Raw genomic sequence first — 13,737 nt, 5'->3', positions numbered from 1 at the left:
CCTTATCATGCGGCCAGATTTGCGGTATCAAAAATAGCAATGAGTTCTTTTGCATAACCACGGACCCGCTGCCAGGGGAGGGTGATTTTTTTCAGCTGCAATGAAAACTGTAAAAGGCTGTATGCATCATTTATCTGCATAAAGGTATTCAGCGATTCACTGATTTCAGTCAGCATGACCTGCCACATAAAATCCAGATGGTCGAGCGCAACATGCGCATCAGCAAAATAACCGTCCAGCGTATTGAGTTCTTTATCCAGTTTAATAATCAGTTTTTGTATGTTTTGCTGAGTGATAATTTGTTCTTCCAGCTCCGCCACCTCCTCAATCATTTTATTTTTCCGCCGTCTGACCTGTTCGGCACGGTAGCCGAAAATACCCCCGGTGATGAGAAGCCCGATGATCCCGCCGACAAGGCCGGAGAAGGAGAGCTTAACGAACTGATTGTATTCCCGCTTCAGGATCTCAATCTCATCTCTTCTGACTCTGATTTCTGCCTGCAATTCAGACGTGGCACCGCTGTTCTGATTTTTTAACAGTACTTTTTGCTTCCGTTTTACTTCATAAATCAGCGACGGAATCTCATTGCCGGAATCATCAAGGCCCCCGATAAGTTCCAGCCGGAATCGTGCGATAATATTTTTTACCCGTTGTGTTTTTTTTCTTTCCTCAGCAATATCATCCCGCATGGTGGTTAATATTTTTGTCAGTTCACCGGAAATAACCTGATCCTGCCTTTTGTAAATAATGTTTTTCAGATTTTCCGGCGGCGTGTCCTGCATGACGATTTTTGCCTGATTAATGATCGGCATTTCGTTTATCGCATTCAGAATATAATTTCCGGTTGTCGTGATACCGGCACCGGCAATTTCAAGATCAATCGCCTGTTGCTTGGTCATGGATTCAACATGTTCCCAGCTCAGTGCATGCTGATGAATATGGGAAAACAAACGCTGAATATTATGCGGCTCAAATCCCGGCAGTTCAGTATCGCGGTAGCCGATAAACTCAATAACATCTTCCGTTTCTTTGGGTAGTGTCATTCCGTAATTAATATAACGCTTGATATGAACCAAATCATTATGTGTAAAGATACCCGCGGGCCGGAAAGTATCTTCATCTTCATTCAGAAGTAATTTTAATGTGGCAGTACCTATTTCATCAGTTGTAATAATCCGGTCAGCCGGCATGGTTTGTGTATGCATAAATATCTCCCTGTCATGAGATACATAACCCGGTGGTTAATGGGGCCGAAAAAGTATCGGTTTCAGCATTAATTGCTTAAAATGCACAGTAGTGACAAGGATAAAAAAGAAGGGTGGTTTTAATAATTTTTATCTCACCGTATAATCACGATGACCCGCGCATTTTGCATATCCGGAGCAAGCAGTGACTCTTTTTTCTGATTTTATTTCTCAGGTCTGTACTGAAATAACGCATAACAAAAATAAACCCGATGGTATTTATCAGTATGCGGTGACATTACCGCCGTCACTGGCGGATGCATTACCGCAGTCAGCCCTGACCGGCTGGCTGAGTGCACAAACCTGCCGGCCGCAGTTTTACTGGCAGCACCGCGACGGAACGGAAACCGCGGCAGTGTGCGGGGAAGTGTGCCGTTTTACCCATATCAGCGATGCCCAGGCACTGCTGGATACCTTACCGGCAGACAGCCAAATCAGGATCTGGGGGCTGAACAGCTGGCAGTTTGATACACCGGCCCCGGCGCGGGGCACCGGCGGCAGTTATCTGTTTGTTCCCCGTGCAGAGTTGCGTCGAACCGGCAGCGGGACACAATTTCTGGTGAATATTGACGGCAGCTGCCCGCCGGAAGAAACACTGACATTTCTGCGCTCGCTGGTCTGGCAGGTAACCCCTCCTGTGCTGAACAGCACGGTTATCAGTGCCCGCCACTCTCCGGATGAAGCCGGATGGACACAACTGGTCACGGATGCGGTGACGGCCATCAGCGGCGGACAGATGGAAAAAGTGGTCACCGCCCGCAAAACCTCGCTGGCACTGTCTGCGCCAGTCTCACCGGCGGCCTTTATGCAGGCCAGCTGTGACTGTAATCACCACTGTTATCACTATATGCTGGTCACCGGCCCGGACAGTGCGTTTGTGGCCTCACCGCCGGAACGGCTCTATTTCAGGGCAGGTGAGCAGTTATATACTGAGGCACTGGCGGGAACCGTGGCCAATTACCCGGAAGATGAACGTGCGGCAGAAGCCGCACAGTGGCTTCTTTCTGATAAAAAGAATGTGCATGAAAACAGTGTGGTGGTTGATGATATTTGTCAGCGCCTGAAAGGCGCGGTCAGCACACTGGATGTGAGTGCTGCGGCGGTTATCCGTCTGCGCAAAGTTCAGCATCTTTACCGTGTTATTTCTGCCACGTTATATGCCCCCCGTGACAGCGATTGTTTACAGCGGCTTCAGCCGACTGCCGCCGTTGCCGGTCTGCCACGCAGTGCCGCGATGACATTTTTACGGGATAACGAACCGTTTGACCGCGACTGGTATGCAGGCAGCGGTGGTTATTGCAGCCCGTCCCGCAGTGAATTTGCGGTTTCTCTGCGCTGTGCGAAAATCAGCGGCAGCCGGGTGGATTTATATGCCGGCGCGGGCATTGTTGCCGGTTCTGATCCGCAGGCGGAGTGGAGCGAAATTGAAAATAAAGCAGCAGGTCTGAGAACATTGCTGGAGAGCGAGACACACTGATCGTGCCATTTTCTGCTTGCCGGGGCAGAAATCATGAAATAATCCACCGGTTTATTGAACTACATTAAAGTATTTCCTGAGTCAGTCCGTAGACTACGGAAAACTACAGGTCAGGAAAGGTGAGCTATGTCAAACAGTGCATTGAACCGTCGCTGGGCGGAGGTGATTTTGGAGGCGCTCAGCCGTCACGGGCTGCGTCATATCTGTATCGCACCGGGTTCCCGGTCAACACCCCTGACACTGGCCGCCGCCGCCAATGACAAATTTGTCTGCCACACCCATTTTGATGAGCGCGGACTTGCGCATCTGGCGCTGGGGCTGGCGAAAAGCACCCGGCTGCCGGTGGCGGTGATTGTCACCTCCGGCACGGCTGTGGCAAACCTGTATCCGGCACTGATTGAAGCCGGACTGACCGGTGAGCGTCTTGTTTTCCTGACGGCGGATCGTCCGCCGGAACTGATAGACTGCGGCGCTAACCAGGCTATCCGCCAGCCCGGTATTTTTTCATCCCATCCGTTTGCTTCGCTGGCACTGCCGCGTCCGGTATTTGATATCCCGGCATCCTGGCTGGTTTCCTCTCTCGATGACATTATGAACCGTCTGCATCACGGTGCGGCGCATATCAATTGTCCGTTTGCCGAACCGCTGTATGACGATGACGGACAAACCGGCAAAGACTGGCAGGCACAGCTCGGTAACTGGTGGCAGAGTGATAAGCCCTGGTTACAGCAGACCCGCTGTACCTCAGTGATCAGTGTGGATGACTGGTTTTTCTGGCGGCAGAAAAAAGGGGTGATTATCGCCGGGCGCATGCAGGCCGCGGAAGGAAAACAGTTACGTCAGTGGGCGGAATGCCTCGGCTGGCCGCTGATCAGTGATGTGCTTTCCCAGACAGGACAGTTGTTGCCGCATGCGGATCTCTGGCTGGCATCCCCGCGCTACCGTGAAGTTCTGGCACAGGCGGATGTGGTTATCCAGTTCGGATCAAGCCTGACCGGTAAACGGCTGTTGCAGTGGCAAGCCGCCTGCACCCCGCCGGAATACTGGATTGTGGATACCATCCCGGGACGGCTGGACCCGGCAAATCACCGGGGCCGCAAATTTGAATGCAGTGTCAGTGAATGGCTGGATGACCATCCGGCTCAGATGCGCACACCGTGGGCACCGCAGCTGACGGAATGGACACAGACACTGAACACACAGGTGACAGAAACCCTGGGTGACGGCTGGGGTGAGGCGCAGATTGCCTGCCGCCTGCCGGAACTGCTGCCGCCGCAGGGGGTATTATTTGCCGGTAACAGCCTGATTGTCCGTCTGATTGATGCCTTTGCTCAGCTGCCGTGCGGCTATCCGGTGTACAGTAACCGGGGCGCGAGCGGTATCGACGGGCTGATTTCCACGGCTGCCGGTGTTCAGCGCGGCAGTGCCAAACCGGCACTCGCTGTCGTCGGGGATATCTCCGCGCTGTATGATCTCAACAGCCTGGCGCTGCTGCGTTATACCTCCGGGCCGTTTGTGCTGCTGATCGTCAATAACAACGGCGGACAGATTTTCTCCATGCTGCCGACACCCGAACAGGAGCGTCAGCGCTTCTACTGTATGCCGCAGTCGGTCAGTTTTGCCGGTGCCGCACAGATGTTCGGCCTCAGCTACAGTGCCCCGCAGGACTGGCCGTCACTGAAAGCGGCGGTCAGCAAAGCCTGGTCACAGCACTCTGCCACGGTTATTGAAGTGGTGACAAACGGCGATGAGGGGGCAAAATACCTTCAGCAACTGGTACGTGAGGCCGCACAATGACGGTTCTGGCGGCACAGCGCTGTAACGCTGACCGTCCCGGCCCGTGGCTGGTCTGGCTGCACGGTCTGTGGGGCAATAAAGAAGAGTGGCTTCCGGCGGCAGAGGCGGCCGGACATTATCCCTCATTACTGATTGATTTACCGGGCCACGGCGGCTCGCAATCCATCCGCGCAAAAACCTTTCCGCATGTCACTCAGCTGATCACCGCTACCCTTGCTGAACATCAGATTCAGGACTACTGGCTGATTGGCTACTCGCTCGGCGGGCGTCTGGCGATGTATCATGCCGCATACGGCAACCCGGACGGATTGCGCGGACTGATCATTGAAGCCGGGAATCCCGGACTTGCCTCACTGGACGAGCGCAATGCCCGGCTGCTGCACGATAACCGGCAGGCACAACAGTTACGTGAACGCCCGCTGGCGTCGTTCCTGTATGACTGGTATCGTCAGGGTGTTTTTGCTGATCTCAATGAGGTTCAGCGGCAGCAGCGGGTGGAACAGCATCTGCATCATAACGCCTTTGCGGTTGCGGATATGCTGTCGGACACCTCCCTCGGGCACCAGCCGCAACTGGCGGAAAAACTGCACGCCCTGAATCTGCCGCTGCTCTATCTCTGCGGTGAACAGGACAGCAAATTCCGCGCCATCGCAGAGGCACACCATTTTCCGTTACGGACTATCCGATATGCCGGGCATAACACCCATCAGGCTAATCCCGCCGCGTTTGCGGAGGCAGTCCGGACATTTTTATCATTACATTCTGTTTAAGGAACTCACCGCTATGATGTATCCGAGCGAAGAAAAGCTCTCTGCCCCGGTTGAATGGGTCGACTGTACCGGCGATTATCAGGATATTCTGTTTCATAAATCAAAAGACGGTATCGCCAAAATCACCATTAACCGTCCGCAGGTGCGCAACGCGTTCCGTCCGTTAACGGTGAAAGAGATGATCAGCGCACTGGCGAATGCTCGTTATGATGACGGCATCGGCACCATTATTTTTACCGGTCAGGGCGAAAAAGCGTTCTGTGCGGGCGGTGACCAGAAGATCCGCGGTGACTACGGCGGCTACCGTGACGACAGCGGCACTCATCATCTGAATGTCCTCGATTTACAGCGCGATATCCGCACCTGTCCGAAGCCGGTTGTGGCCATGGTTGCCGGCTACGCTATCGGCGGCGGTCATGTGCTGCACATGATCTGTGACCTGACCATTGCGGCGGATAATGCGGTATTCGGTCAGACCGGGCCGAAAGTCGGTTCGTTTGACGGCGGCTGGGGTGCCTCTTATATGGCGCGGATTGTCGGCCAGAAAAAAGCCCGTGAAATCTGGTTCCTGTGCCGTCAGTACAATGCACAGGAAGCGCTGGATATGGGACTGGTCAATACCGTCGTGCATTATGCCGATCTGGAAAAAGAAACCGTGCGCTGGTGTCGTGAGATGCTGGAAAACAGCCCGATGGCGCTGCGCTGCCTGAAAGCGGCACTCAATGCGGATTGTGACGGTCAGTCCGGTTTACAGGAGCTGGCGGGTAATGCCACCATGCTGTTCTACATGACCGAAGAAGGTCAGGAAGGGCGTAACGCATTCAACGAAAAACGCTCACCGGATTTCTCTAAATTCAAACGTAACCCGTAATGCGCCACGCCACACTGTACAGCTTCAGCCTGCCGATGGAGGCAGGCGTTATTCTGCGTAATCAGCGCCTGAAAACCCGCGACGGACTGCTGGTCTGTCTGCGGGAGGATGGTCGTGAAGGATGGGGGGAAATCTCCCCGCTGCCGGAATTCAGCCATGAAACGCTTGCAGAGGCACAGCAGGCGGCAGAGCAGTGGATTGCTGCCTGGTGTCAGGGCGGCATACCGGCGGAAAGCCCGCTGCCGTCAGCAGCGTTCGGCCTGAGTTGTGCGCTCGCCGAGCTGGACGGCACACTGCCGCAGCTTCTCAACACCCGTAAAGCACCACTCTGTACCGGTGACCCGGATGATTTGATCCTTGCTCTCGATGCCATGGACGGTGAGAAAATTGCCAAAGTGAAAGTCGGGCTGTATGAGGCGGTCCGGGACGGGATGGTGGTGAACCTGCTGCTGGAGGCGGTGCCGGATCTGCGTCTGCGTCTGGACGCCAACCGCAGCTGGACCCGCGCCAAAGCGGACGGTTTTGCAAAATATGTGGCACCGGAACACCGTGCCCGGATCGATTTCCTGGAAGAGCCGTGCAAAACACCGGAAGAATCACTTCGTTATGCACAGGATACCGGGATTGCGATCGCCTGGGATGAATCTGTCCGTGAGCCGGGATTTACGGTAAAAGCAGAGCCCGGCGTGGCCGCGATTGTTATCAAACCCACACTGACAGGCAGTATCGCCCGCTGTCGTGAACTGGTTACGGCGGCACACCGGGAAGGATTGCAGGCAGTGATCAGCTCTTCGCTGGAGAGCAGCTTTGGCCTGACACAACTGGCCCGTCTTGCGGGGCACCTGACCCCGGATACCCTGCCGGGGCTGGACACGCTCTCCCTGATGCAATCACAACTGATCCGGCCGTGGCCGGGCAGCACACTGGCACTGATAACCGCAGATCAACTCACTCAGACAGGACAATGGTAATGACGGCTGCACAATGGCCGTGGGTTGCACATGCGCAGCAGACGCCGGATAAAACGGCGCTGCGCTGTGCGGACTCATCGCTGACATGGACAGAACTGACGAACCGGATCGATGCCCGTGCCGCCGGTTTTTATCAGCAGGGATTGCGGGAAAGTAACTGCGTGGTGCTGCGCGGCAAAAACAGCACAGAACTGGTCATCGACTTTCTGGCATTGCTGCGCTGCGGGGCGGTGACTCTGACACTCAATCCTGCGCTGCCGCGTGAGTTGCAGGCAGAATTGGTCACGTCACTGGATGCGGATTTTTTGTGTGACCTGAGTGACGGCACAGTGGTACTACCGCTGAAAACCCTTGATCCGTGCCTGAACGGTGCGCAGGCACCGGAAGTGATCCCGCATCCGAAACGGCTGGCAACACTGATACTGACATCCGGCTCCACCGGATTGCCGAAAGCGATCGCCCATCGTCCGGTGGCGCATTTCGCGGCGGCGCAGGGCGTGGTATCACTGCTGAATTATCAGGCGGGTGACAGCTGGCTGTTATCGCTGCCGCTGTATCATGTCTCCGGACAGGGGATTCTCTGGCGCTGGCTGTTACAGGGCGGGGAAATGGTGGTACGGGCAGACGGTGAAACACTGGAAGAATCACTGCGCGGATGTACTCACGCGTCCCTGGTACCGACACAACTCTGGCGTCTGCTGCAATCACCTGAAACCCTGCCGCCGCTGCGTGATGTTCTGCTCGGCGGAGCGGCTATCCCCGTTGCGCTGACGGAAGCTGCGGAAGCCAGGGGTATCCGCTGCTGGTGCGGTTACGGCATGACAGAATTTGCCTCAACAGTCTGTGCCAAACGGGCGGACGGCAAACCGGGTGTCGGAAATCCGCTGTCCGGCAAAGATATCCGCACGGATGAACAGCAGCAGATCCTGATCAAAGGTGACAGTTTTGCCGCCGGTGTCTGGCTGAACGGTGCACTGCATACACTGCTTTCTTACGACGGCTGGTATCCGACCGGTGACAAAGGTCATATGGAGGAAGGGGAACTGGTGATCGACGGACGGCTGGATAATCTTTTCTGCTGCGGCGGCGAGAACGTACAGCCGGAAGTGACAGAAAAACAGCTGATGCATTATCCGCTGATCACGGAATGTCTGGTGGTGCCCGTCAGCAGTGACGAGTTCGGTGCTGTCCCGGTGTATCTCATCCGTGATTATGATGACTGGACAGCGGAACAACGGCAGCATTTCAGTGAGTGGTGTCAGGCGGAACTGCCTGCGTTTATGCGTCCGGCGGCCTGTTATGCATTACCGGAAACGGATGCGGGCAGCGGCATAAAACGTACCCGCGCACCGCTGATTCAGATGGCGCAGGATCGTTTTCATATCCGCTGAATTCATATAAAAAAACCGCTGCGGTCACTGACGGCAGCGGTTTTGTCATGTTATCACACGATTATTTTTTCAGTTTCGCGATGGCCGCTTCCACACCGGCACCGTATTCCGGATGCACCTGTTTAAACAGTGCTATCTGGCGGGCCTGTGTTTCTTCGGCGGCCTGAACCAGCTCACCGGCGATACGGGCAAACATGCGCTGATGCTCGGCATCACTGAGCAGTTCATACAGTGCGCGCGGCTGGCTGAAGTAATCCGTGTCTTCACGGTGATTCCAGTGGTCGGCGGCACCGTCGACAGACAGCGGCGGCTCGCTGAAATCAGGCTGTTCCTGAAAAAGACCGGCGCTGTTCGGCTCGTAAGTTTCAGTATTACCGCTGTTGCCGTCGATACGCATTGCACCGTCACGGTGATAATTATGGAACGGACAGCGTGGTTTATTCACCGGGATCTGATGGTGGTTAACGCCTAAACGGTAGCGGTGAGCATCGCCGTAGGAGAACAGACGCCCCTGCAACATTTTGTCCGGAGAGAATCCAATACCGGGAACGACGTTGGCCGGGCTGAATGCCGCCTGTTCCACATCGGAGAAATAGTTTTCCGGGTTACGGTTCAGCTCGAAATAACCGACATCCATCAGCGGATAATCCGCATGCGGCCACACTTTGGTCAGATCAAACGGGTTGTACGGAACTTTTGCTGCTTCAGCTTCCGGCATCACCTGAATTTGCAGGTTCCAGCGCGGATAATCCCCTTTTTCAATCGCATTGAACAGGTCACGCTGTGAACTTTCACGATCTTTCCCGATTAACTGTTCTGCCTCATCATCCATCAGGTTGGCAATACCCTGCTGGCAGCGGAAGTGGAATTTTACCCAGAAACGCTCATTGTTGCCGCTGATAAAGCTGTAAGTATGGCTGCCGAAACCGTGCATATTGCGGTAGCTCTGCGGCAGACCACGGTCACTGACATCAATCGTCAGCTGGTGGAGGGATTCAGGCAGGTGAGAAAAGAAATCCCACTTATATGCCATATTGCGCAGGTTAGTGCGCGGGTCACGTTTTACAACGTGGTTCAGATCCGGGAATTTCAGCGGGTCGCGCAGGTAGAACACCGGGGTGTTGTTACCCACCATATCCCAGTTACCTTCCTCGGTATAAAATTTCAGGGCAAAACCGCGGATATCCCGCTCCGCATCTGCCGCACCGCGCTCACCGGCAACGGTGGAGAAACGGGCAAACATGTCGGTTTTTTTGCCGACCTGAGAGAAAATTTTTGCACGGGTATAACGGGTAATATCATGGGTAACTGTAAATGTACCGAATGCACCGGAGCCTTTGGCGTGCATACGGCGCTCAGGGATTACTTCACGGTCAAAATGTGCCAGTTTTTCCAGGAACCAGACATCCTGTAGCAGCATCGGACCGCGTTTTCCGGCAGTCATGACATTATTGTTATCAACGACGGGTGCGCCCGCGGCCGTTGTTAATCCTTTCTTCTTCATCACATATCTCCAGTCGGTAAAGGAAAAAAACGCTGATCTGCAGAATTTGGCGCGATGTGCAAAATCAGCATGTTAAGTCATAAGCTGTATTGTGCATTGTTGTTTTTATCTGAATGTATGACTTGGTATAAAATATAGCACTGTCATAAAAAGAATGCGTCGATTTGATGAATTGGTGTGACCTATTGATTGTGTATATAGATAACTTTACATAAAAATCAGAATATTAACTTTCAAATGGTGACAGTTTCGGGGAAAATGCCGAAAACCCTGTCTTATTTTAAGTGGTGGCAAAAAATGAAAAAATATAAAGCAGCTGTGGCTGCAACACTGATGCTCGCGGCGGGCGCGGCAAATGCAATCTCAATGGATGTTCAGGCCGGTAAAAAATATACTGATATTAATATCGGTGTCGGCGACCCGTACTCCGGACTGTCATTTGACGGTAACTGGGCACGCAGTGATCACCAGGGGCAGTTAGGCGGCGCACGTGCTAAATTTGCATTCCCGCTGGGGCCGGTTTCCGCCAGTGTCGGCGGTAAAGCGATTTATCTCGACCCGGAAGTGGGTAAAAAAGGAATGGCTGTCGCACCGGGTGTTGGTGTGGCATGGAGCATTCTGCCGTCAGTCCGCGTTTACGGTGAATTTTACGGCGCACCGTCAGGTCTGACATCCGGTAATGATTCTTATAAAGAAGCCGATGTGGGCGCAAACTGGACAGTATTTGCACCACTGAATGTTAAAGCGGGCTATCGTAAGATTGAAGTTGAATCTAACAGCGGCCATGAAAACCGCATTGCAGACGGCGCTTATCTGGGCGCGGGTCTGAGTTTCTGATCCCCTTGTTGCAGACAACAAAAAACCCGTTCTGTGAACGGGTTTCAGGCCGTTGACAAACCCGCAGGGGTTGGCGACGACCGACAGAGGTTGTAAAAATAAACCAGGAAAATCAATTTATTGATTTTCGGCTGATAACACAAAGCAGGAAAAACCGCGTTTTATCCTGCTTTGTCAGCAATCTCAACCCGTTCAGTGAACGGGTTTTTTTATATAAAAAACTGTTATCAGGCGTGACGCCCGCCGACAGGTAAAATCGTCCGGCCATACTGCTCATTCAGTACTTCAGCCATTGCCAGATAAAATGCGGTTGCACCACATAAAATACCTTCATAACCGGCAATTTTCAGTAATGCGGCATTACCGGTAGCATTACCGATAACGAGCAGGGCAAATAAAATCACCAGCAGGAAGAAAACCGCACGCAGCGCGAGGTTTGCTTTCAGAGTGGCAAGAAACATAAAGAATGAGAAAATACCCCACAGTGCCAGATAAACAGCCAGGAACTCATGGCTGGTTGCCTCGCCGAATCCCATTGACGGCATTAACAGTATGCCGACCAGACTTATCCAGAAAAAGCCGTACGAAGTAAAGGCTGTCGCACCAAAAGTATTTCCTTTCTTATATTCGAAAATACCGGCGATGACCTGCGCAATACCACCGTAGAAAATCCCCATGCTCAGAATAACAGAAGCCATCGGGAAGAATCCGGCGTTGTGGACATTCAGCAGGATAGTCGTCATACCAAATCCCAGTAAGCCCAGCGGGCCTGGATTCGCAATACGGTCAGAGCTCATAGAACCTCAATCAGATAAATAAAAGAGAGACACACTATTCAAAGGCGCGGATGATAAGGGGAAATGTACAGAAATACAACTATAAAAAACTGATTTTTGCAGGGTAAATGTTAAATATTAATATATTGTAAAACAAGATGTCTTGTTTACGACAGATTTGTTTAAAATTATGGCAGTTGAGGGAAGATCTGCGGTCAGGATAAAGAATCTTTTTACCGGTAATATGCGTATTCTTATTATGATTAGGCAAAATTACGATGATATGTTTTATAATCTTATATAAATGGAATAGAAGAATGACGAATAATTTTATGGCGTTATTTGTCTGTTGCTGATATTAATAAAAATATAGTTAACCATAATGAAGAAATTACCTATTAAAAGAGTATAGTATATCGGTTAATACTTATATCCTTATATTGTGTAAATACCCTTATTTCCACATAAAGAGTAAAGGAATAATGTGAATCACTGTCTGTTTAATCGGTATTGATATTTTATGTGATTATAATAATCCATAAATGAGTATGGTGAAGTGATTTAATATATTTTATTACCGGGTAAAAAAGGGTGTTATTTATGCAGGTAAAAATTTATAAATTTATGTATTTTAATAGCGAAAAAGCACAAGTCGCATGATATAGTATTAACCCATAAGAAACAAAAAGTTAACAATTCGCAAGGGTAATAATGCGAATTTATCATAACTTATTGATACTAAACGTTTTTGTTTTTTCCTGAAAATATTCTCCGGAATAATATGTTTTTCTTTGAACATTAAACGCAATGTGACGATAATAAATCACAGGGAATTTTAGACAATTCTTACCGGGGTGCAGTCAACAGCAATGCCGGGATGCCATACGCAAAGACAGAACGGCAGTAGTTATATTAAAAATAAATAGGCATAAATATGATTTCAGAACGAGTTAGCGACGCATATGTTTATGGCGAAATTTGCCAGGCAATCGGCAGAGCCGCTGTCCTTTTATGCAAAAGCGGTGAGCCTGTCACCAAAGAAGCCATTCAGGTGATGCTGGAAATATATTGGGAACAGCAGAACGATGATTTTATGAATGTCATCTATGAAAAAGCTATCAATGCACTGGATTGATGGTTACCAGCCCTGATTCTGAATAAAGGAGAACTCAGCCGCATAATCTCTCCCTTTTTGTGGTTGCGGTTCTCTTTTATAATGTCCGCATAATAATTATCTTCCGGGAGTATCAGGTTTCACATACGTTCTCTTTCTCAGCAGAGGTATGTATGAAATCACCACAATCCGGTTCGTTCCGTGTTTTCCTTACCCGCCGTATCCGCCGTCGTATTTGTCAGCGCGGTTATGCACTGGCGCCTGAAATAAATGTACTGTGGCAGCAGCACGGCAGTTCTCTGACATGGGGGCGGCTGATATTTTTGTGTCTTGTGGTGACTGCGGGAATAGTATGGCTCTGAACGCAGTCAGAACAGCGAGAATAAAATCACCACCGGCAGTGACATCGGCCAGGTGAGTGCTATCAGCAGGCAACTGAGCAGGCGGAAAAACGGATTCGGATCTTTTGTCAGAAAAAAAGTCAGAATGAATGAAAAAAGACCACCTGTCGCGTAGATAGTCAGTAAAATTTGTGCAGAGGACATAACGGTTACATTAGTTAAACTGATGCGGCTAGTGTACCTTACCCGCGGCGATAAATCATGACGGATCTGCTGCCGGCACCGGAATTTCTGCGATTTTCCGTGCCGGCAGCTGTGTTTTTTTACCCGGCGGATAAGAAAATGCTCCCGGAAGGGAGCAAAAAGAAAGAAAAAATAACGAAGAAATGCACGATTATCTGTTCTGATAATAATGATTAATAACAAAATTACCACACTGTTATTCCTGCCTTTATGCTAAATATCAGGCGGGATCACATTTTCACAGATTGCAATCAGACAGGGCAGACAAAAAAATTGCCGGTCAGCTGACCGGCAAAAAAATATTAAGAGCAATGTATACAATCCGGTATATAACAGATTATATAACGCTATGTTAGCGGAAACCGGTCAGCTGCGAAAGCTTTTTTTCACCGGAGTGTGTC

At 51.2% G+C, this 13,737-nt stretch carries 13 protein-coding genes; 9 read left to right on the top strand and 4 right to left on the bottom strand.

Annotated elements, in window-relative coordinates; genetic code table 11:
* Positions 1-5: 5 nt before the first annotated feature.
* Positions 6-1,205, bottom strand: a complete 1,200-nt coding sequence (locus AAZR23_RS07525; RefSeq protein ID WP_434691596.1) for an alpha-xenorhabdolysin family binary toxin subunit A — start codon at positions 1,203-1,205, stop codon at positions 6-8.
* A 184-nt stretch (positions 1,206-1,389) separates the two neighbouring features.
* Here AAZR23_RS07525 and AAZR23_RS07520 point away from each other — a divergent pair, with 184 nt between their 5' ends.
* From AAZR23_RS07520 to menE, 6 genes are all read left to right on the top strand, one after another.
* Complete coding sequence (locus tag AAZR23_RS07520) at positions 1,390-2,721, top strand: isochorismate synthase (RefSeq protein WP_434691594.1); 1,332 nt, start codon at positions 1,390-1,392, stop codon at positions 2,719-2,721.
* Positions 2,722-2,847: 126 nt separating this feature from the next.
* Positions 2,848-4,518 carry a 2-succinyl-5-enolpyruvyl-6-hydroxy-3-cyclohexene-1-carboxylic-acid synthase gene (gene menD, locus AAZR23_RS07515; protein ID WP_218426253.1) on the top strand — a complete coding sequence of 557 codons (1,671 nt, stop codon included), beginning with the start codon at positions 2,848-2,850 and terminating at the stop codon, positions 4,516-4,518.
* Positions 4,515-5,288, top strand: a complete 774-nt coding sequence (gene menH, locus AAZR23_RS07510; RefSeq protein ID WP_434691593.1) for a 2-succinyl-6-hydroxy-2,4-cyclohexadiene-1-carboxylate synthase — start codon at positions 4,515-4,517, stop codon at positions 5,286-5,288. The genes menD and menH overlap by 4 nt, the downstream gene beginning before the upstream one ends.
* Positions 5,289-5,301: 13 nt before the next feature.
* Positions 5,302-6,159 (top strand): 1,4-dihydroxy-2-naphthoyl-CoA synthase, encoded by an 858-nt coding sequence (gene menB, locus AAZR23_RS07505; protein WP_434691591.1) that lies wholly within the window; start codon positions 5,302-5,304, stop codon positions 6,157-6,159.
* Positions 6,159-7,130, top strand: coding sequence for an o-succinylbenzoate synthase (gene menC, locus AAZR23_RS07500; protein WP_434691589.1), 972 nt, complete (start codon positions 6,159-6,161; stop codon positions 7,128-7,130). The genes menB and menC overlap by 1 nt, the downstream gene beginning before the upstream one ends.
* The gene (gene menE / locus AAZR23_RS07495) at positions 7,130-8,521 is read left to right on the top strand and encodes an o-succinylbenzoate--CoA ligase (protein WP_434691587.1); all 1,392 of its coding nucleotides are present in this window, start codon (positions 7,130-7,132) and stop codon (positions 8,519-8,521) included. Before menC ends, menE begins: the two co-directional genes overlap by 1 nt.
* A 61-nt stretch (positions 8,522-8,582) precedes the next feature.
* Here the strand turns inward: menE and AAZR23_RS07490 are convergent, their stop codons facing one another.
* On the bottom strand, positions 8,583-10,025 hold the full coding sequence (locus AAZR23_RS07490; protein WP_046893295.1) for a catalase: 1,443 nt from the start codon (positions 10,023-10,025) through the stop codon (positions 8,583-8,585).
* A 297-nt stretch (positions 10,026-10,322) separates the two neighbouring features.
* On the opposite strand from AAZR23_RS07490, the gene AAZR23_RS07485 reads away from it, so the two are divergent.
* The gene (locus AAZR23_RS07485) at positions 10,323-10,862 is read left to right on the top strand and encodes a YfaZ family outer membrane protein (RefSeq protein WP_046893342.1); all 540 of its coding nucleotides are present in this window, start codon (positions 10,323-10,325) and stop codon (positions 10,860-10,862) included.
* A 227-nt stretch (positions 10,863-11,089) separates the two neighbouring features.
* Here the strand turns inward: AAZR23_RS07485 and satP are convergent, their stop codons facing one another.
* Positions 11,090-11,659 (bottom strand): acetate uptake transporter, encoded by a 570-nt coding sequence (satP, locus tag AAZR23_RS07480; RefSeq protein ID WP_046893294.1) that lies wholly within the window; start codon positions 11,657-11,659, stop codon positions 11,090-11,092.
* Between the two features lie 913 nt (positions 11,660-12,572).
* On the opposite strand from satP, the gene AAZR23_RS07475 reads away from it, so the two are divergent.
* Both AAZR23_RS07475 and AAZR23_RS07470 read left to right on the top strand, forming a co-directional pair.
* Positions 12,573-12,773 carry a hypothetical protein gene (locus tag AAZR23_RS07475; protein ID WP_004235196.1) on the top strand — a complete coding sequence of 67 codons (201 nt, stop codon included), beginning with the start codon at positions 12,573-12,575 and terminating at the stop codon, positions 12,771-12,773.
* A gap of 152 nt (positions 12,774-12,925) precedes the next feature.
* A complete protein-coding gene (locus tag AAZR23_RS07470; RefSeq protein WP_166708090.1) occupies positions 12,926-13,114 on the top strand; it encodes a hypothetical protein in 189 nt (62 codons plus the stop codon).
* Positions 13,115-13,120: 6 nt separating this feature from the next.
* Here the strand turns inward: AAZR23_RS07470 and AAZR23_RS07465 are convergent, their stop codons facing one another.
* Positions 13,121-13,297: a GhoT/OrtT family toxin gene (locus AAZR23_RS07465; protein WP_071243230.1), complete on the bottom strand. Its 177-nt coding sequence runs from the start codon at positions 13,295-13,297 to the stop codon at positions 13,121-13,123.
* Positions 13,298-13,737 lie beyond the last annotated feature (440 nt).

The sequence above is a fragment of the Morganella sp. Je.2.23 genome (assembly GCF_051129855.1).
In the GTDB taxonomy this organism is placed as follows: Bacteria; Pseudomonadota; Gammaproteobacteria; order Enterobacterales; family Enterobacteriaceae; genus Morganella; species Morganella sibonii.
Note: the sequence above shows the minus strand (reverse complement) of the source record. Positions and strands in the feature narration are given on the sequence as shown.